We start from the raw sequence: 18,434 nt of genomic DNA, 5'->3' as shown, positions 1-18,434 counted from the left end.
GGTGGGGGGGGGGGGGGGGGGGGGGTGGGCCCCCGGCCCGGGCCCCCCCCCCCCCCGCCGTCCGCGGCGTCGCCGAACGGCCCGACCGGCGGAGCGGACGGCCCGTCAGGATCCCCGGCGCACGCGGCTGTCGATCCCCGCGGCCGGGGCGCATACTGTCCTGCGCGGCTCGCACCCGCGCGACAGGGCCCGTTCCGGACCCGGCCCGGGCTGCGCCGCTACGGGGAAGGTCGGACGAACGTGGCAATTGTCGTTCTCGTCGTCGTGCTGGCGCTGTTCTGGCTGATCACCGGCGTGCGGGTGGTGCAGCAGTACGAGCGCGGCGTGGTGTTCCGGCTCGGCCGGGTGCGCGAGCAGGTCCGCCAGCCGGGCCTCACCCTGCTGGTGCCGGTGGTCGACCGGATGCGCAAGGTCAACGTCCAGGTCGTCACCATGCCGGTGCCCGCCCAGGAGGGCATCACCAAGGACAACGTCTCCGTCAGCGTCGACGCCGTGCTGTACTTCCGCGTCGTCGAGCCGGTCAAGGCCACGGTGGACGTCCAGAACTACTCCTTCGCGATGCTTCAGGTCGCCCAGACCTCGCTGCGCTCGATCATCGGCAAGAGCGAGCTGGACGATCTGCTCTCCGGCCGGGAGAACCTGCACCAGGGACTGGAGGTCATGCTGGAGAGCCCGGCCACCGGGTGGGGCGTGCACATCGACCGGGTGGAGATCAAGGACGTCAGCCTGCCCGACTCGATGAAGCGCTCGATGGCCCGCCAGGCGGAGGCCGACCGCGAGCGGCGGGCCCGGATCATCACCGCGGACGGCGAGTTCCAGGCCGCCGCCAAGCTCGCCGAGGCCGCCGTCACGATGTCCGAGACCCCGGCGGCGATGCAACTGCGGCTGCTGCAGACGGTGGTCGAGGTCGCGGCGGAGAAGAACTCGACGCTGGTGCTTCCGTTCCCGGTGGAGCTGCTGCGCTTCTTCGAGGCCTCCGCCGCCCGGGCCGCCGAGGCGGGCTCCGGGCCGGCGCCCGCCGTCCCGGCCCAGGCGCCGTCCGACGCCGGCTGACGGCCCGCCCGCACGGCCGACGGCCTCACCGTCCGTCACGGACGGACGATCGGCAGCAGCACCTCGTCGACGATCTCCGCCGGGTCGAGCTGCGCCGGCGCGCCGCCGCACATCTTGATCCGGTACAGCATCAGCGCCGGGACGACGTCGGTGACCAGGGGGGTGACGGACCCGGGGCGGACCTCGCCCCGGGTGGCACCGCGGGCGAGCACCTCGGCGATCAGCGCGGCGGTGGGCTCCACCACCCGCTCCAGCACGATCGCCAGGAAGGTGTGGGCCCGGTGCCGGTCCAGCTCGCCCATGATGGCCCGCACGGCGGCCCCGGGTTCGCTCAGCATCGCCGCGCGCAGCCTGGTCACCACCTCCAGCAGGTCCCCGCGTAGGCCGCCGGTGTCGGGCGGCGGGCCGGCCGGGGGCAGGCAGGCGCGCAGCGCGTCCTTGACCAGTTCCTCCTTGGAGGGCCAGCGCCGGTAGAGCGCGGCCTTGCCGGTCTGCGCGGCGGCGGCGACGCCCTCCATGGTGAGCCGGGCGTAGCCGTCGGCGGTGAGCTGCTGGAGGGCGGCCTCGAAGATGGCGTTCTCCAGCGCCTCGCCGCGCCTGCGGAGCGGGGCGCCCGTCGCCGGTCCGCGCGCGACTGCGGGTTCAGCGGGCATGGCTGCGCACCTTCTTCGGTTCCACCTCTCGACACGCCCGTTCACCGGCTGTCCGCAATGAACGGATGTGTTCCCTATATCCAGGGCCACTGTCGATGTTAGTGAACGAACCCGTCCCGTCCCAATCGTTCGCCCCCCGGCCGTCGCGGACCGCGCCGGCGCCGTCTGACCGGCCTGCCATGGCTCTCCCTCCCCTCGCCCGCGTATCGACGGCCGCCCGCCCGACGCGCCGCCCCGCCGGAGCGCGATCGCGTCCGGGCCGGAGGCCCTCGATACGCGGGGCCGCCGTCAGGACACCGTCAGTGACGACGCCCGCGCAGTCAAGGGGGCGTCAGGATCGCCCACCCCCCGAGGGTCCGCGGCCTAGGCTCGGACTCGTCCCCGCCCGGCTGACGCGGGCCCGGCGCCCCGTCACCGCCCTCCGGAGCATCCACAAGACACGCCCTCAGCCGCCCACACCCGATCGATCCGCCGCGTCGGACGATACGTCAACGAAGGTGAGGTCCCCGTGGCCGTTCTCGGCGCCTTCCACCGCCGCCAGCCCCTCCCCGCCAGCTGGCCCGCATCCGCACCGGCGCGCGGCTCGGTCGCCGCGACCCTGTCCGCGATCGTGCGCAGGCTCGCCGACAGCCCCCTGGACAATTCCGTGCTCCAGGCCGTGGGCGCCCCGACCGCCTCCAGGGGCGCCGGCGCCGCTCGCCGCACGGTGCGGATGCGGGCCAGCTGGCGGGCCGTCACCACCCCCGACGGCACCCGCCGGCTCGAAGCCCGCTGGGGCCCCGGTCGCTGAACACCCCGAGAGCCGGGCCCGCCCCGGCGGCCCCGACAGCGCGGAGCCATCACGTGCGCACGCGTGCACGCATCGGGCGCGCGCCGATCTACGATGAGCACATGAGCACAAGCACCGACCTGGCAGCTGCACACGGCTCGCAGGAGCAGGGGCAGGGCAGCGGCGAGCGGCTGGACGTCGCCGCGTCCGTCCTCGCCCTGCTCGCGGACCGCACCCGGCTCGCGCTGCTGCACCGGCTCGGCGCGGGCGAGGCCGACGTCACCTCCCTCATCGAGGCGTGCGGGGCCCCGCGCACCTCCGTCAGCCAGCACCTCGCGAAGCTCCGCCTCGCGGGCCTGGTCACCACGCGCAGGGACGGGCGCCGCGTCGTCTACTCGCTGCGCCACGGGCACCTCCGGCGGCTGGTCGACGAGGCGCTGAACGTCGCCGACCACCAGATCGGCTCCCTGCCGCCGCACGACTGACCCGCCGCACGGCCGACCCACCCCCGCAGCCCGGAACGGCAGCGAGAGCCGCACCACCGTAGCCAACACGTGCACACGTATGCACGTGTTGGCTACGATGGTGCCGCCTCACCACGCCGCCGACCGGGACGGGGCCGATGCTGTCCACCCTGCGCAACCGCACCTACCGCCACCTGTTCGCAGCCCAGGTCATCGCCCTGGTGGGCACGGGCCTGGCCACCGTGGCGCTGAGCCTGCTCGCCTACGACATCGCCGGCGCCGACGCCTCAGCGGTCCTCGGCACCGCGCTGGCCGTCAAGATGGTCGCCTACGTGGCCGTCGCACCGGTGGTCGGAGCCCTCGCCGACCGCGTTCCGCGCCGAACGCTGCTGGTGGCGATGGACCTCACCCGCGCCGCCGTCGCGCTCGCCCTGCCGTTCGTCAGCCAGGCCTGGCAGATCTACGTCCTGATCTTCCTGCTCCAGGCCGCCTCGGCCGCCTTCACACCGGCCTTCCAGGCCACCATCCCCGAGGTGCTGCCGGCCGAACGGGACTACACCCAGGCACTGTCGATGTCCCGCCTCGCCTACGACCTGGAGTCCCTGTTCAGTCCCGCGCTCGCCGCGGGCCTGCTCGCCCTGGTCCCGTACACCTGGCTGTTCACCGGCACCACCGCGGGCTTCCTCGCGTCCGCCACCCTGGTCGTCTCCGTCGCCCTTCCCAAGCCCGCCCCCGTCGAGCGGACCGGCGGCGTCCACGCCAAGGCCGCCTTCGGCGCCCGCCTGTTCTGGGCCACCCCGCGCCTGCGGGCCCTGCTCGCCCTCGACCTCGCGGTCGCCGCCGCCGGGGCGATCGTCTTCGTCGACACCGTCGTCGCGGTCCGCGAGCACTTCCACCGCCCGGCGGGCGCGGTCTCGCTCGCCCTGGGCACCTACGGTGCCGGCTCCATGCTGACCGCCCTGCTCCTGCCCCGACTCCTGCGACGGCTCTCCGACCGCGCCGTCATGCTCCCGGCCGCCTTCGCGCTCCCCGCCGTCCTGGCCGCCGTCGCCGCCGTCACCGCCGCGGCCCCGGGCGGCTGGTCCTGGGCCGCACTGCTGGCGTCCTGGGCCGCGATCGGCGCCGCCTGTTCCGCCGTCCTCACGCCGGGCGGGCGCCTGATCCGCCGCTCCGCCGCCGACGCGGACCTGCCCGCCGCCTTCGCCGCGCAGTTCTCCCTGTCGCACAGCTGCTGGCTGCTCACCTACCCCCTCGCCGGCTGGCTCGCCGCCGGCGCCGGCCTCCCGGTGACGGCCGTCGTCCTCGGCGCCATCGCCCTGCTCGCCGCCACCGCCGCCACCGCGATCTGGCCCGCCCGCGACCCCGCCAGGCTCGACCACGTCCACGCCGACCTGCCCCCGGGCCACCCCCACCTCACCGACGCCCACCCGGCCACGGACGGCTGGCTCCACGGCCACGACTACGTCATCGACCAGTACCACCGCCACTGGCCGCAGGGCCTCGCCGCGCGGGCCAACTAGGGCGTGCCCGGCGGGGGCGACAACCGCATCACCCGGGAGGGTCAATCCAGCGGGAATAAATGAAGAGCTGTTCATGTATTCCTGTATGGTCGACGCGTCGCCCCGTCCTGCCCGCGTGGAGGAACACCACAGCCATGTCCGCAACCCTCACCGAGCGCCCAGCCGCCGCAGCCCCGCGCGGCGGCGCCGCTCCCAAGCGCCGTACGCGCGTCTTCGCGCTGGCCGAGGCCCGCTGGGCCGCCGCCGCGACCATCGCCTTCCTGACCGCCCTGCCGCTCCAGCTGACCGACGCCCCGGCCTGGGCCTGGGGGCCGCTCTACGCGATCGCCTACGTCACCGGCGGCTGGGAGCCCGGCTGGGCCGGCCTCCGGGCGCTGCGCGAGAAGACCCTCGACGTCGACCTGCTGATGATCGTCGCCGCGATCGGCGCGGCCTCGATCGGGCAGGTGATGGACGGCGCGCTGCTGATCGTCATCTTCGCCACCTCGGGCGCGCTGGAGGCGCTGGCCACCGCCCGCACCCAGGACTCGGTACGCGGCCTGCTCGACCTCGCCCCCACCACCGCCACCCGCCTGCTGGACGACGGCGGCGAGGAGACCGTCGCCACCGAGGACCTGGTGGTCGGCGACACCATCCTGATCCGCCCCGGCGAGCGCGTCGGCGCCGACGGCCGCGTCCTGGACGGCGCGAGCGAGATCGACCAGGCCACCATCACCGGTGAGCCGCTGCCGGCCGCCAAGCAGCAGGGCGACGAGGTCTTCGCCGGCACCCTGAACGGCACCGGCGCCCTGCGCGTGAAGGTCGAGCGCGACGCCTCCGATTCGGTGATCGCCCGGATCGTCGCCATGGTCGAGGAGGCCTCGGAGACCAAGGCCCCCACCCAACTGTTCATCGAGAGGGTCGAGCAGCGCTACTCCCTGGGCATGGTCTTCGCGACCCTCGCCGTCTTCCTGGTCCCGCTGGCCTTCGGGGCCGCCGTGACCGGCTCGTTGCTGCGGGCGATGACCTTCATGATCGTCGCCTCGCCCTGCGCGGTGGTGCTGGCCACCATGCCGCCGCTGCTGTCCGCGATCGCCAACGCCGGCCGCCACGGCGTCCTGGTGAAGTCCGCCGTCGTGATGGAGCGGCTCGGGCAGGTCGACGCGGTGGCGCTGGACAAGACCGGCACCCTCACCGAGGGCACCCCCCGGATCACCGACCTGCTCCCCCTCACCGGCAGCGGCCTGGACGAGGACGAACTGCTGGCCCTGGCGGGCGCCGCCGAGCACCCCAGCGAGCACCCGCTGGCCCGCGCGGTGGTCGACGCCGCCCGCCGACGCGGCCTCGACCTGCCGGTCGCCGAGGGCTTCGCCTCCACCCCCGGCATCGGGGTGACCGCCACCGTCTCCGGTGCCGTCATCGCGGTCGGCGCCCCCGCCCGGCTCCTCGACGGCGCCGCCGACGCGCCCTCCACCGAGGCGGAGGCCACCGCCGCAGCCGTCGCCGTCGCCGTCGCCGAGGAGCTGGAGCGCGACGGGCGCAAGGTGCTGGTGATCGGCGACGGCGTCAACGACGCCCCCGCCCTCGCCGCCGCCCACACCGGCATCGCGATGGGCCGGGCGGGCTCCGACCTGGCGCTGGAGACCGCCGACGCGGTCGTCGTCCGCGACGAACTCGCGACCGTCCCCACGGTGATCGCGCTGTCCCTGGCGGCCCGGCGGCTGGTCGTCCAGAACCTGGTGATCGCCTCGGTGTTCATCTCCGGCCTGGTCGTGTGGGACCTGGTCGCCACCCTGCCCCTGCCGCTCGGCGTCCTCGGCCACGAGGGCTCGACCGTCATCGTCGGCCTCAACGGCCTGCGGCTGCTGCGCGAGAGCGCGTGGAAGCGGGCGGGCGCCACCGGGCCGCGGCCGGTTCAGGAGCCGGCGCGGGCCCGGCGCAGCAGGTAGGCGCCGGAGGCGGCGGCGAGCAGGGCCATGCAGGCGGTGAAGACCAGGCCGGCGCGGGCCAGGCCGATCGGCGCGGTGAGCAGGCCGATACCGATCACCGGGATCGAGATGCCGAAGTAGGCGACCACGAAGAGCGCCGACAGGGCGCCGCCGCGGTGCTCGGCGGGAGCCGCGGCGGCGATCTCGCCGACGGCTCCGCGCAGGCCCATGCCCTGGCCGGCGCCACCCACCAGGGCGCTGAGCACCAGCAGGGGCAGGGCCGTCCAGGCGAGGGAGCCCGCCATCAGGGCCAGCCCGGCGATGAGCACCAGGCAGCCGACCGGGATCGCCCGGGCGGTGCCCAGCCGGGGCACCAGGAGCTGGCCGAGGGTGGAGGCGAAGAAGGCCGTGCAGACGATCAGGCCGACGACGGCCGGGCTGTGGACGTCCAGCCGCTGGGCGAGGAAGGCCGGGCTGACGGAGGTGAAGACGCCCAGCAGGGAGAAGCCCGCGAACGCGGCGAGGCCGGCCGGGACGAACACCCCGCGGACCTCCGGCGGCAGGGACGGCCGGCGCGGCCGGGCGGTGCGCAGCGGGCGGGCGCCGGTGACGGTCTCCGGCAGGAGCCAGGTGACGGTGAAGGAGGCGGCGAGCAGCACCAGGTGCACGGCGAACGGCAGGGTCAGGGGGTGGGGCGTGTACTCGGCGAGCAGTCCCGACAGCACCGGTCCGCAGCCCAGGCCGCCGATGTTGGCGGCGGTCGCGACGAAGCCCGCGCGGGCCTGGTGTCCGGGTGGGGCGAGCTCCAGGACGTACGCGGTGGCGGTGCCGGTGAACAGGCCCGCGGACAGGCCGGACAGCAGGCGGCCCAGGGCCAGCAGCGGGAGGCCGCCTTCGGCCAGGAAGGCGACGGCGCTGCACGCCGCGAGCGCCAGTCCGCAGAGCAGGACGGGCCGGCGTCCGACGGAGTCGGAGACGTTGCCGACGAGCAGCAGGACGCCGATGACGCCGAAGGCGTAGATGGCGAAGACGACCGTCACCATCAGTTCGGAGAAGCCGATCTGCTCCTGGTACAGCCCGTACAGCGGGGTGGGCAGGGTGGTGCCCGCCATGCAGACGGCGAAGCCGGCGGCCGCCCCGAGGTAACCCGCCCGGCCCATCGCGGGTCGCGCGGTCTGATGATCGGTCATTCGCCCACGGTAGGGCGGCCGTCGCCGTCGCAGCCACGGCTCGCGGGGCCGACTAGGCCGATCCGCCCAAGAACCGACGCCCGGCCCCGGCCCCGCCCGGCCCCGGCGTGGTCGGCCACCGGCTACCGGATCGCGCCGCGGTCCGCGGACAGGCCGTGGGTGGTGCCGCCCCCGGCCCGCACCTGCGTCGGGAGCGCTCCCCAGTAACGCCGGAACGCGGTGCTGAAGTGCCGGGTGTCCGCATAGCCGCAGGAGCGGGCGACGGCCGCGACGGACAGCGGGCGCAGCGCGGGATCGGCCAGGCGCTGCGCGGCGACGTCCAGCCGTCGGCGGGTCAGGTAGGCGATGATCGTGCACCCCGTCTCCTGCTGGAAGAGCCGTGCTGCGTGGCGCTCGCTCAGGTGGACCTGGGTGGCGACGTCCCGTACCCGTACCGGGCGGTCGAAGTTGTCGTCCAGGTAGCGGGTCATCCGCGCGGCGACCGCCGCCGCGCGCCCACCCGGCACGGGCGTCGGGCGCGGGGCGTCGGGCAGGCCGGCGACGACGCGGGCGCAGGTGAGGACCAGTGCGGGGCCGAGGGCGGCCAGCAGGTCGGGGCTGGCCGGCCCCGGAGCCGCGGCCTCTTCGGCGAGTGTCGCCAACAGCCGGGGAAGCGGGGTTCCGGCGGCCGGGACGACCTGGCGCGGGCCGGCCGCGACGGCGTCGAGCAGGGCGGCGGTCTCCGGGGAGCCGGGCCCGGCGGCCCCGCGCGGACCGCGTTCGGGGACCATCGTCCAGGACCAGAAGACGATGCCGAGCGGGTCCCGGGCGTCGGTGGTGATCTCGTGGACCTCGCCGGGGCGGGCCAGGAACAGCTCGCCGGCTCCGACCGGGTGCTCCAGCGCGCCGAGCCGGAACGTCCCGCGCCCGGCGTAGGCGTAGCAGAACTCGAAGTAGGAGTGGCTGTGCCAGTAGTTGCGCCATGGCTCGGGCGGGTAGAACCCCCAGTCCACGAACTCGACCCGTCGTCCGGCGAGGGTGGTGCCCAGCCGCACGGAGTTGAGCAGGGGCAGGGCGGCGCCCGCCCGGGCCAGTTCGGTCATCTCGGCTCGCCCGCCCCGTCCGTCCTGCGCGCGGTGGGGTCGACGCCCCGCAGCATCATGCCCTGACCGAGGGACCAGGTGTGATCGTCCGTGGTGGGCCGGTCCGCAGGGTCCCGGAACTGTACCAGCCAGGTGGTGCGGGCCTGGTCGGAGGTGTTCAGCCCCGAACCGTGCACGGTGAGGTAGCCGAAGAACAGGACGTCGCCGGCCTCCGCCGGGCACGGCCGGGCGTCCTGGAGCGGCCAGGTGTCGGGCGGCAGGTGCCAGCTGCCGTCCTCGACGTGCGGCAGCGGGCCCTTCCGGTGGCTGCCGGGGACGGCCCTGATGCAGCCCTTCTCCTCCGGGGCGTCGTCGAAGTGGAAGACCGCGGCCGCGACGGTGTGCCGGGCGTGCGGGAAGAACGGGTGGTCCTGGTGCAGGGGGAAGGGGGAGCCGGTCTCCGGAGGCTTGATGAACATCTTCGTGTGGTGCAACTGGAGGTTGGGCCCACCGAGCAGTGCGGCCGCGACGTCCGTGAACCTGGGGTCGACCAGCAGCCGGGCGAAGGCCGCCGAGTGGAACTGCGCGTCGTGGGCGTGCTTGAGGGCCGTGCGTCCGGCGGACGCACCCGCGACGGTGCGCGCGCTGGCCCAGGTCGGGTCGGCGTCGGAGTCGAGGCGGGCGGCCAGGGCGTGGCACTCCTCCCGCATCGCCGCCGCCTCCTGTCGGCTGATCAGGTTCTTGACGAGGAGGAAGCCGTTCTCGTGGTAGGCGGCGAGGTCGTCGGGGCTGAGGGGTTCGTTCATGGCCTCGACCGTAGGCGTGGGGGCCGGGCCGGACCGAGGGGCGATACGGACGGCCCGGTGGGTTATCCGGACATCGGCCCGCGCGTTCACGTCCCTCCCGCCGGGCCGCAACCGAGCAGGTGGCGGCGCTCCCGAGGCGGGGAGCGCCCCCGCCCCGATGTCCGGGCACCGTCGCCTCGATGCCCGAGCACCCCCAACTGGCGTGCGGTGCGGCCGAATCCGCACGTGTCCGCCCTCTTGTCAAAGGTTAGGGATGTTTCCTAACTTAATGTCATGTCCGAGACCACACGGCACTCCCGGCGCGACCTCCTGCGAGTGAGCGCGGCGGGCGGTGCCGCCTTCGCCGCGGGCAGCCTCCTGCTGCCCGGCGCCGCCCAGGCCGCCCCCCGCCCGACCGCCCTCGACACCCCGACCCTCCCCGCACCCCGCAGCGACCGGACCGCCGGGTCCGCGCTGCGCCCCTTCGGCCGGCACCTGGCCTTCGGGGCCGATCCCTCCCAACAGGTCGTCGTCTCCTGGCAGGTGCCGGGCGCGGTGACCGCCCCCTTCGTCCGGATCGGCCTCCAGCCCGGCGACTTCGGCTCCCCGATCGCCGCCGAGGTCCGCACCCTGGTCAGCAAGCTGTCCTGGCAGCACCCGGTCGAGGACCAGCCCCTGGTCAAGCCCACCACCGTCACCCAGTACTACCTGCACGCGCAGGTGGACCAGCTGATCCCGGACACCACGTACTACTACGTCGTCGGCCACCAGGGCTACGACCCCGCGGGGCAGCGCGCCCAGCTCGGCGACGTGGCGAGCTTCCGCACCGCGCCCGCCCCCGGCCGCGGCACCGGGTTCACCTTCACGGCCTTCGGCGACCAGGGCGTCGGGTACAACGCAGCCGCCACCGCCAACCTGATCGCCGGCCTCGACCCCGCCTTCCACCTCCACATGGGCGACCTCTCGTACGCCAACAGCGGCGGCAGCGGCAAGACCAGCGACCCCTACGACGCCCGCCTGTGGGACTCCTTCTTCGTGCAGAACGACCCCGTCGCCTCCCGGACCCCGTGGATGATGGCGATCGGCAACCACGAGATGGAGGCCTGGTACGGGGCCGACGGCTACGGGGGCGTCCGCGCCCGGTTCACGATGCCCGACAACGCCTGGGTCCAGTCCACCGGGATCTACTCCTGGCGCTGCCAGAACGTCGGCCTGATCAGCCTCGACGGCAACGACATCTGCTACAACACCGCGGCCAACCTGAACTACACCAAGGGCAAGCAGAAGAAGTGGCTGGAGAGCCGGCTCGCCGCGCTCCGCGCCGACACCACCATCGACTTCGTCGTCGTCTACCTGCACCAGTGCACGTACTCCACCTGCCACGACAACGGAGCCGAACTCGGCGCGCAGCAGGACTGGGCCCCGCTGTTCGACAAGTACCAGGTGGACCTGGTGCTCAGCGGCCACAACCACGTCTACGAGCGGACCGACCCCATCCGCTCCGGCAAGCCCACCCGCAAGGTCGCCTCCGGAGACACCGTCAATCCCCTGAAGGACGGCACCACGTACGTCGTCGCGGGCGGCGGTGGCGGCGGGGTCTACTCCTTCCCCGTCGCCGACACCTACCTCGGGCACGAGACGAAGAACGACTCCCCCGTCCCGATGGTGGTCGCCGATCCGACCGGCCACAACCAGACCGTCAAGGTCACCTGGTCCAGGGTCCGTTACACCGGTTACTGCCTGGTGGCGGTCGACGTGACGCCCGCCGCCGCCGGCAAGCCGGCCCGCATGGCGGTGCGCTCGATCACCGAGGACGGCACCGCTGTGGACCAGTTCACCGTGCAACGCGGCTGAGCCGGCCCGCGCCCGGACGGTCTGCTCCCCGCCGGCCGGGCCGGGCGCGGCGGCGGGCCGGCGGGGTGCGCGTCAGCGGTCCGTGGTGACGGTGAAGCCCTGCGGGGCGCGCAGGTCGACGGCTCCGGTGTGGTCGGTGGACACCTCGATCGGCAGGCCGGCCACCGTCAGGCCGGTGAACGTCAGCGACTCGTAGCCGGCCGGGAGCTGGGCCCGCACCCGGAGCCGCCGGTTGGGGGCGTCGGCCTCCAGGCCGAGCAGTGCCTGCACCACCTGGACGGAGGCGGCGGCGGCCCAGGCCTGCGGGCGGCAGGAGGCCGGGTAGGGGACGGGGCGGGCGACCTCGGCGCGCGGGTGGCCGCCGAAGAGTTCGGGCAGGCGGTGGTCGAAGGCCGCCGCCGCGCGGACCAGGCCCGCGGCCAGCGGCGCGGCGGCGTCGTGCAGCCCGGCGCGGGCGAGGCCGTGGACGGCGATGGCGCTGTCGTGCGGCCAGACCGAACCGGTGTGGTAGCCGAGCGGGTTGAAGCCGGTCGCGGCGGCGTCCAGGGTGCGCAGCCCGAAGCCGCTGTCCATGCCGGGGGCGGTGAGCCGGCCGGCGACCAGGGCGCTCTCCTGCGGGTCGAGCAGGCCGGTGCCGAGCAGGTGGCCCATGTTGGAGGCGATCGAGTCGACCTTGTGCTTGCCGCCGTCGAGGGCGACCACCGGGTACGGGCCGTGCGCGTCCTCGGTCCAGAACCGGTCGCGGAAGCGCAGCCGCAGCTCCTCCGCCCACTGCCGCCAGCGGTCGGCACCGGGCCGGCCGAAGGCCTCCAGCAGGGCGGCGGAGGCGACGGCGGCCTCGTAGGCGTAGGCCTGGACCTCGCTGAGCGCGATGGGGGCGTCGGCGATCCGGCCGTCGCGGAAGCGGATGCTGTCGGAGGAGTCCTTCCAGCCCTGGTTGGAGAGCCCCTTGCCGGAGCTGTCGACGTACTCCAGGAAGCCGTCGCCGTCCGCGTCGGCGTGGTCGGCCAGCCAGGCGAGGGCGGCCTCGGCGTGCGGCAGCAGGGCCTCGACCTGGTCCTCGGGCATGCCCCAGCGCCAGGCGTCGTGCAGCAGGGTGAGCCACAGCGGGGTGGCGTCGGCCGTGCCGAAGTAGCAGGGCGGCAGGTGGGAGCCGTTGTCGAGGTGCTGCTCGTCGCGGCGGACCTCGTGGAGGATCTTGCCGGGCTGCTCCTCGGTGGCCGGGTCGAGGGCGCGGCCCTGGCGGCGGGCCAGGGTACGCAGCGTGCCGGCGGCGAGATCGGTGCCGAGCGGGAGCATCATCCGGGCCGCCCAGAGCGAGTCGCGGCCGAACAGGGTGAGGAACCAGGGGGCCCCGGCGCCGAGGAAGTGGTCGGCGGGCTCCAGCGGGTCGGTGAGCAGGAGGCCGCGCAGGTCGTGGTGGGAGCGGGCGATCCAGTGCGCGAGGTGGTGGTCGCGGCCGGCGATCCCGGGGGTGCGCCACGGGGCGGCGTCGGCGGCCGGGGCGGGGAAGAGGTCGCCGTCGCGGTGCTCGGCGGTGCACTCCAGGACGGCCTGCCAGGTCTGGCCGGGGGCGAGTTCGAGGTCGAAGCCCAGGGTGCCGGTGTCGGCGGCGAGGTGGTCGGGCGCCGGCTCGACGGTGAGGGCGGCGCTGAGCGGGCCCTCGCTCCAGCGCAGGCCGTTCGGGTCGGCGGTGGGCGTGAGGGCCTGGGTGGTGCGGCCGGCCTTGACGGAGTCCATCGCGGCGAAGTCGCTCTCCGCGCGCAGGTCCAGGCGCAGGCGGGCGGTGAGGTCGCCCGCGTTGCGGACGGTGTACCGCTCGACGAGGCGGCCGGGGTGCAGCTCCCGGCGGCGTTCCAGGGTGACGGCCGGGTCGGGGGTGAGTTCGGCGATGCCGCGCAGCACGGTGACGAAGGTGGTGCGCCCGTCCTCGCCGTGCGCGGTGGCGACGGGGGCGTTGGGGATCCCGGCGACACCGGCCTCCAGGCGGGAGAGGATCCGGCGGTCCCCGTGGTAAAAGCCGTCCGCGCCTTCGCCGATCCGCCCGTCCGGGCGCGAGGCACAGAAGCTCGGGGCGGCCACGGAGAGCTGGGCGTCGTGCAGGAACGGCTGCAGGGCGATCGCTGACATGGTCTCTTCATCCTCGTTTTGGGGCTTGACAGTTGCTTCCACTCGGGCGCAACCTTTCTGCCATTGGAGCGTTCCAAGACATTAACCCCCCTGGTGGGGAAGATGGAACCCCGTATTGGAACGCTCCAAGATCTTGTCAATGAAGACAGAACCTAGGATCGCCGTCATGCATGCACACTCATCGCCCCGGCCCAGGACAGGGTCCGCCGCGACCCTGGAAATGGTCGCCGCCCGGGCCGGCGTGGGCCGTCAGACGGTGTCCAACGCGATCAACTCGCCCGAGCTGCTGCGCCCGCAGACGCTGGAGCGGGTCCAGCGCGCGATCGACGAGCTCGGCTACCGCCCGCACCGGGCCGCGCAGGCCCTCAAGACCAGGGCCAGCCGGCTGATCGGCTACGGCATCCGCTCCAGCAGCACCGGCGTCCCGACCCCGGTCCTGGACCAGTTCCTGCACTCGCTCTCCGAGGCCGCCGACCAGGCCGGCTACCGGGTGGTGCTGTTCGCCGTCGCCCCCGGGGACGACGAACTCACCAGCTACCAGCAGCTGCTCGACGAGCACGGCGCGGACGGCTTCGTACTCAGCGGCACCGACCGCGGCGACCGCCGCCAGGGCTGGCTGCACGAACGCGGCGTCCCCTACGTCGCCTTCGGCCGCACCTGGTCCGGCCGGGACGTCGGCGACTGGGTCGACGTCGACGGCTCCGCCGGGACTTCGGCCGCCGTCCGGCACCTGGCCGGGCTCGGCCACCGCAAGATCGGCTTCCTCGGCTGGCCGAAGGGCTCCGGCGTCGGCGACGACCGCGCCCGCGGCTGGCAGAGCGCGATGCGCGAACTGGGCCTGCCCGCCCGGGGCCGCCGGGCCGAGAGCCCGGACGACCAGGCGAGCGCCACCGAGGCCGCCGAACGGCTGCTCGCGACCGGCGCGACCGCGGTCGTGACCGCCAGCGACACCCTGGCGCTCGGCTGGTACCAGGCGCTGCGCCGCGACGGCCGCGCCCCCGGCCCGGACGCGGCCGTCATCGGCTTCGACGACTCGCCGGTCGCCCCCCTGCTGTTCCCGTCGCTGTCCAGCCTCGCCCAACCGCTCGACGCGGTCGGCCGCGAGTGCATGCGACTGCTGCTGGAACGCCTCGGCGACCGCCACCGGCCGACCGAACACGTGCTCCTGGAACCGGAGCTGGTCCTGCGCGAAAGCGTCTGACCGCCACTCCCCCGAACCATCTCCGCCCACTCCCCCCACCCACCCTCGCAAGGAGATCCCGCATGGCCACCTCCCGCACCCTCGCCGCGGCAGCCGTCTGCACGGCCGTCGCCCTCGGCGCCGTCACCGGCTGCTCCTCCTCCGGCGGCTTCGGCGACTCACCGGCCAAGCAGTCCTCCGGCGGCAACCAGAGCCTGACGGTGCTGATCGCCACCTCCGGCGAGTCCGAGACGGCCGCGGTCAAGGCCGCCACGGCCGACTGGGCCAAGAAGACCGGCAACACCGTCACCGTGCAGATCGCCAGCGACATCAACCAGCAGCTCGGCCAGGCCTTCGCCGGCGGCAACCCGCCGGACCTCTTCTACGTCAACTCCGACCAGTTCGCGAACTACGCCAAGGGCGGCTCGCTGTACGCCTACGGCGACCAGATCCCGGACGCCGCCGACTTCTCCGAGCCGCTGCGCAAGGCCTTCAGCTACGACGGCAAGCTCACCTGCCTGCCCAAGGACACCTCCACCCTGGGCCTGGCGATCAACACCACGCTGTGGCAGCAGGCCGGCCTGACCGAGGCCGACTACCCGACCAGCTGGCAGCAGCTCTCCGACGACGCCGCCAAGCTCACCAAGGACGGCGTGACCGGCCTGGTGACCGCCCCCGACTACCAGCGGCTCGGCGCCCTGCTGAAGGAGGCCGGCGGCTGGATCACCAACCCCGAGCAGACCGCGATGACCGCCGACAGCCCGGCCAACAAGCAGGCGCTGGAGTACGTGCAGTCGATGATGAAGGCCGGCTCGGCCAAGTACGTCGCCGAGGTGGACGCCGGCTGGGGCGGCGAGGCGCTCGGCAAGGGCAAGGCCGCGATGACCATCGAGGGCAACTGGCTCAAGGGCGCGATGGCCAAGGACTACCCGAACGTCCAGTACAAGGTGCTCCCGCTGCCCGCCGGCCCGGCCGGCCCCGGCACCCTCGCCTTCAGCAACTGCTGGGGCATCGCCGCCAAGAGCCAGCACCAGGCGGCCGGGGTCGACCTGGTCAAGCACCTCGCCTCCGCCGACCAGCAGCTGGAGTTCGCCCAGGCCTTCGGCGTGATGCCCTCGCGCACCAGCGCGCTGAGCGCCTACGCCCAGAAGTACCCCGAGTCCAAGGCCTGGGTCGACGGCGTCGCCAACGCCCAGGCGCCGGTCACCATCGCCGGGTTCACCAAGGTGCTCACCCAGTTCAACACCGACCTCCAGTCGCTGAAGACGGGCGACCCGGCGGCCATCCTGGCCACCCTCCAGCGCAACGGCGAGCAGGCCATCAAGAATGCCAAGTAACAGCTCCACCGGCACGACACGCCGGCGCAGCCTGCGCGAGGGAGCATGGGGCTGGCTGTTCGCCGGCCCCATGGTCCTGGTTCTCGGCCTCTTCATGGTCCTGCCGATCGGGATGGCCCTGTGGGTCAGCCTGCTGCACTGGGACGGCCAGTCCAACCCGTTCAGCGGCAGCGCGGACTTCATCGGCCTGGACAACTACCGCCGGCTGTTCGCCGAGGACGGCCTGGACCGCACGCTGTTCGCCACCTCGATGCGCAACACGCTGTACTACGTCCTGCTGACGGTGCCGCTGCAGACGGTGCTGGCGCTGCTGCTCGCCATCCTGGTCAACCAGCGGATGCTGCGCGGCCGGGGCGCCCTGCGCACGGTGTTCTACTTCCCGTCCGTCACCAGCTCGATCGCGATCTCGACGGTCTTCCTGTTCCTCTTCCAGGGCAGCGGCGCCGTCAACCGGATGCTGGGCTGGCTCGGGGTCAAGGGGCCGAACTGGTTCGCCGACCCGCGCGGGGTGATCTGGCTGGTGCTCGGCTGGTTCGGCCTGGACCAGCCCGCTCCGGGCACGGGCGGCCCGCTCGGGCTGTCCTGGTCGGAGTGGTTCGCCGGGCCCTCGGTCGCGATGTGCACGTTGATCCTGATGGCGGTGTGGACCACCTCCGGCACCTTCATGCTGATCTTCCTCGCCGCCCTCCAGGACATCCCGCGCGAACTGGAGGAGGCAGCCGCGCTCGACGGCGTCAACCGCCGCCAGCTGCTGCGCCACGTCACCCTGCCCGCGCTGCGGCCCGTCCTGTTCCTGGTGCTGACCCTCGGCCTGATCTCCACCTGGCAGGTCTTCGACCAGGTGTACGTGATGGGCAAGGGCGCGCCCGGCAACACCACCCTGACGCCCGCCTACCTGTCCTACTCGGCCGGCTTCGACAACGCCGACTTCGGGCAGGGCGCCGCCATCGCGTTCGTCCTGCTCGGCCTGATCCTGCTGCTCACCGCCGTCCAGCGGTGGGTCCTGCGGGAGCGGGACGGCAAGCCCCGCCGCAGCCCGAAGGGAGCCCGCCGTGCCGCACGCTGACCGCAAGCCCGCCGTGGACAAGCCGATCCTCGGCCGCTTCCCCCGGCCGCTGCGGCTCCTCGGGTACACCGTCCTGCTCGGCTTCGCGCTGCTCTACCTGCTGCCGTTCCTGCTGCAACTGGTGAACAGCTTCAAGACCGACCCGGACGCGGCCGCCCACCCGATGTCGGTGCTGCCCGACGGCGGCACCCTGGCCTCCTACCGGCGGCTGTTCGGCCTGGCGGAGGGCGTCGAGAACATCCCGTTCCTGCGCTGGCTGGGCAACAGCGTGGTGGTGACCGTCCTGGTGACGGCCGGCCGGGTGCTGTTCGACTCGATGGCGGGCTACGCGCTGGCCCGGATCAGGTTCCCGGGCCGCCGGCTGCTGTTCGCCTTCGTGCTGGCCGTGATGGCGGTGCCGGGCGTGGTGCTGCTGATCCCGAAGTTCCTGGTGCTGAAGAGCTTCGGCATGTTCGACAGCTACAGCGGCATGATCCTGCCGCTGCTGGTCGACGCCGCGGGGATCTTCATCATGAAGCAGTTCTTCGAGTCGGTGCCGCGCGAGATCGAGGAGGCGGCACGGATCGACGGCGCCGGGACGTTCCGGATCTTCTGGTCCGTCGTCCTGCCGATGTCCCGGCCCTCGCTGATCACGCTCACCGTGCTCTCCTTCCAGGGCTCCTGGAACGAGTTCACGCACTTCCTGGTCTCCACCCAGTCCAGCGAGCACGACACCCTCACCACCGGCCTGGCGCACTTCGTCTCCGGCGGCCTCGGCTCCGGGACGCAGTACCCGCTCAAGCTGGCGGCGGCGCTGGTCTCCACCCTCCCGGTGGCGATCCTGTTCTTCTGCTTCCAGCGCCACTTCGTGCGCGGCGCCAACTCGGGCTCGCTCAAGGAGTGAGCCCGGCCCGGCCCGGCCGGTACACCCCCTCTGCCGAACCTTCCTGTGAACCCTTCTTGGAGAACCACGTGCCCGCCCGTATCGAGGACTACGCGCTGATCGGCGACATGCAGACCGCCGCCCTGGTCGGCAGGGACGGCGCCGTCGACTGGCTGTGCCTGCCCCGCTTCGACTCCCCGGCCGTCTTCGCCGGCCTGCTGGGCACGGACGAGCACGGCTTCTGGCGGATCGCCCCCGGTGACGCCCCGCCCGCCCACCGGCGGCGCTACCGGGGCGACTCCCTGATCCTGGAACAGGAATGGGACACCGCCGGGGGCACCGTCCGGGTCGTCGACTTCATGCCGCCGCGCGGCACGGCGGCCCCGCAGCTGATCCGGATCGTCGAGGGCGTGTCCGGCACCGTCCGGATGCGCTCGGCCCTGCGGATGCGCTTCTCGTACGGGCGCGTCGTGCCCTGGGTGCACAAGGTCACGGACGGCACGGGAACCCGCACCGTCGCCGTGGCCGGGCCCGACTCGGTGTGGCTGGACGGCGAGTCCGAGACCTACGGCCGCGACCTGACCACCTACGCCGACTTCACCG

Annotated in this window: 16 protein-coding genes; 11 read left to right on the top strand and 5 right to left on the bottom strand. The window is 73.7% G+C overall.

Translation table 11 applies throughout. The features are described from left to right. The first annotated feature begins 240 nt into the window (after positions 1-240). Positions 241-1,053: a slipin family protein gene (locus tag AB0P03_RS39535; RefSeq protein WP_363633553.1), complete on the top strand. Its 813-nt coding sequence runs from the start codon at positions 241-243 to the stop codon at positions 1,051-1,053. 35 nt (positions 1,054-1,088) lie between these two features. Here the strand turns inward: AB0P03_RS39535 and AB0P03_RS39530 are convergent, their stop codons facing one another. After that, positions 1,089-1,706, bottom strand: coding sequence for a TetR/AcrR family transcriptional regulator C-terminal ligand-binding domain-containing protein (locus tag AB0P03_RS39530; protein WP_363589205.1), 618 nt, complete (start codon positions 1,704-1,706; stop codon positions 1,089-1,091). 508 nt (positions 1,707-2,214) lie between these two features. On the opposite strand from AB0P03_RS39530, the gene AB0P03_RS39525 reads away from it, so the two are divergent. From AB0P03_RS39525 to AB0P03_RS39510, 4 genes are all read left to right on the top strand, one after another. After that, positions 2,215-2,496: a hypothetical protein gene (locus AB0P03_RS39525; protein ID WP_363589207.1), complete on the top strand. Its 282-nt coding sequence runs from the start codon at positions 2,215-2,217 to the stop codon at positions 2,494-2,496. A 101-nt stretch (positions 2,497-2,597) separates the two neighbouring features. Continuing rightward, on the top strand, positions 2,598-2,960 hold the full coding sequence (locus tag AB0P03_RS39520) for a metalloregulator ArsR/SmtB family transcription factor (RefSeq protein ID WP_363589209.1): 363 nt from the start codon (positions 2,598-2,600) through the stop codon (positions 2,958-2,960). Between the two features lie 137 nt (positions 2,961-3,097). Next, entirely contained in the window at positions 3,098-4,459 is a 1,362-nt protein-coding gene (locus AB0P03_RS39515) for an MFS transporter (protein WP_363633551.1), read from the top strand. A 134-nt stretch (positions 4,460-4,593) separates the two neighbouring features. After that, positions 4,594-6,387, top strand: a complete 1,794-nt coding sequence (locus AB0P03_RS39510; RefSeq protein WP_363633549.1) for a heavy metal translocating P-type ATPase — start codon at positions 4,594-4,596, stop codon at positions 6,385-6,387. Here AB0P03_RS39510 and AB0P03_RS39505 read toward each other — a convergent pair. From AB0P03_RS39505 to AB0P03_RS39495, 3 genes are all read right to left on the bottom strand, one after another. Further along, a complete protein-coding gene (locus AB0P03_RS39505; RefSeq protein ID WP_363589231.1) occupies positions 6,354-7,526 on the bottom strand; it encodes an MFS transporter in 1,173 nt (390 codons plus the stop codon). The two genes, AB0P03_RS39510 and AB0P03_RS39505, sit on opposite strands and share 34 nt — an antisense overlap. Positions 7,527-7,678: 152 nt before the next feature. Continuing rightward, positions 7,679-8,638: an AraC family transcriptional regulator gene (locus AB0P03_RS39500; protein WP_363589215.1), complete on the bottom strand. Its 960-nt coding sequence runs from the start codon at positions 8,636-8,638 to the stop codon at positions 7,679-7,681. Beyond that, the gene (locus AB0P03_RS39495) at positions 8,635-9,423 is read right to left on the bottom strand and encodes a phytanoyl-CoA dioxygenase family protein (RefSeq protein ID WP_363589217.1); all 789 of its coding nucleotides are present in this window, start codon (positions 9,421-9,423) and stop codon (positions 8,635-8,637) included. The genes AB0P03_RS39500 and AB0P03_RS39495 overlap by 4 nt, the downstream gene beginning before the upstream one ends. A gap of 273 nt (positions 9,424-9,696) precedes the next feature. Here AB0P03_RS39495 and AB0P03_RS39490 point away from each other — a divergent pair, with 273 nt between their 5' ends. Next, entirely contained in the window at positions 9,697-11,256 is a 1,560-nt protein-coding gene (locus tag AB0P03_RS39490) for a metallophosphoesterase family protein (protein WP_363633548.1), read from the top strand. A gap of 72 nt (positions 11,257-11,328) precedes the next feature. On the opposite strand, the gene AB0P03_RS39485 is transcribed toward AB0P03_RS39490, so the two are convergent. Further along, on the bottom strand, positions 11,329-13,386 hold the full coding sequence (locus AB0P03_RS39485) for a glycogen debranching N-terminal domain-containing protein (protein ID WP_363633547.1): 2,058 nt from the start codon (positions 13,384-13,386) through the stop codon (positions 11,329-11,331). A gap of 166 nt (positions 13,387-13,552) precedes the next feature. Here AB0P03_RS39485 and AB0P03_RS39480 point away from each other — a divergent pair, with 166 nt between their 5' ends. The 5 genes from AB0P03_RS39480 to AB0P03_RS39460 form a co-directional block, all read left to right on the top strand. After that, complete coding sequence (locus AB0P03_RS39480; protein WP_363589223.1) at positions 13,553-14,587, top strand: LacI family DNA-binding transcriptional regulator; 1,035 nt, start codon at positions 13,553-13,555, stop codon at positions 14,585-14,587. Positions 14,588-14,649: 62 nt separating this feature from the next. Then, complete coding sequence (locus AB0P03_RS39475; protein WP_363589225.1) at positions 14,650-15,903, top strand: extracellular solute-binding protein; 1,254 nt, start codon at positions 14,650-14,652, stop codon at positions 15,901-15,903. Then, positions 15,893-16,969, top strand: a complete 1,077-nt coding sequence (locus AB0P03_RS39470) for a sugar ABC transporter permease (protein WP_350884138.1) — start codon at positions 15,893-15,895, stop codon at positions 16,967-16,969. The genes AB0P03_RS39475 and AB0P03_RS39470 overlap by 11 nt, the downstream gene beginning before the upstream one ends. Continuing rightward, positions 16,956-17,852 carry a carbohydrate ABC transporter permease gene (locus tag AB0P03_RS39465; RefSeq protein WP_363589227.1) on the top strand — a complete coding sequence of 299 codons (897 nt, stop codon included), beginning with the start codon at positions 16,956-16,958 and terminating at the stop codon, positions 17,850-17,852. Before AB0P03_RS39470 ends, AB0P03_RS39465 begins: the two co-directional genes overlap by 14 nt. Before the next feature lie 68 nt (positions 17,853-17,920). Beyond that, positions 17,921-18,434, top strand: a 514-nt coding sequence (locus tag AB0P03_RS39460; RefSeq protein WP_363633545.1) for a trehalase-like domain-containing protein, incomplete at its 3' end; no start/stop codon positions are given.

The sequence above is a fragment of the Kitasatospora sp. NPDC088779 genome (genome assembly GCF_040685395.1).
Taxonomy (GTDB): Bacteria; Actinomycetota; Actinomycetes; order Streptomycetales; family Streptomycetaceae; genus Kitasatospora.
The sequence above is the reverse complement of the archived record's forward strand: the minus strand, read 5'-3'. Positions and strand labels throughout refer to the sequence as shown.

Bases quoted from the DNA above. Each gene is read 5' to 3' on its own strand.
- AB0P03_RS39530 (WP_363589205.1), bottom strand. From the start codon at position 1,706: ATGCCCGCTGAACCCGCAGTCGCGCGCGGACCGGCGACGGGCGCCCCG.
- AB0P03_RS39520 (WP_363589209.1), top strand. From the start codon at position 2,598: ATGAGCACAAGCACCGACCTGGCAGCTGCACACGGCTCGCAGGAGCAG.
- AB0P03_RS39515 (WP_363633551.1), top strand. From the start codon at position 3,098: ATGCTGTCCACCCTGCGCAACCGCACCTACCGCCACCTGTTCGCAGCC.
- AB0P03_RS39510 (WP_363633549.1), top strand. From the start codon at position 4,594: ATGTCCGCAACCCTCACCGAGCGCCCAGCCGCCGCAGCCCCGCGCGGC.
- AB0P03_RS39505 (WP_363589231.1), bottom strand. From the start codon at position 7,526: ATGGGCCGGGCGGGTTACCTCGGGGCGGCCGCCGGCTTCGCCGTCTGC.
- AB0P03_RS39500 (WP_363589215.1), bottom strand. From the start codon at position 8,638: ATGACCGAACTGGCCCGGGCGGGCGCCGCCCTGCCCCTGCTCAACTCC.
- AB0P03_RS39495 (WP_363589217.1), bottom strand. From the start codon at position 9,423: ATGAACGAACCCCTCAGCCCCGACGACCTCGCCGCCTACCACGAGAAC.
- AB0P03_RS39490 (WP_363633548.1), top strand. From the start codon at position 9,697: ATGTCCGAGACCACACGGCACTCCCGGCGCGACCTCCTGCGAGTGAGC.
- AB0P03_RS39485 (WP_363633547.1), bottom strand. From the start codon at position 13,386: ATGTCAGCGATCGCCCTGCAGCCGTTCCTGCACGACGCCCAGCTCTCC.
- AB0P03_RS39480 (WP_363589223.1), top strand. From the start codon at position 13,553: ATGCATGCACACTCATCGCCCCGGCCCAGGACAGGGTCCGCCGCGACC.
- AB0P03_RS39475 (WP_363589225.1), top strand. From the start codon at position 14,650: ATGGCCACCTCCCGCACCCTCGCCGCGGCAGCCGTCTGCACGGCCGTC.
- AB0P03_RS39470 (WP_350884138.1), top strand. From the start codon at position 15,893: ATGCCAAGTAACAGCTCCACCGGCACGACACGCCGGCGCAGCCTGCGC.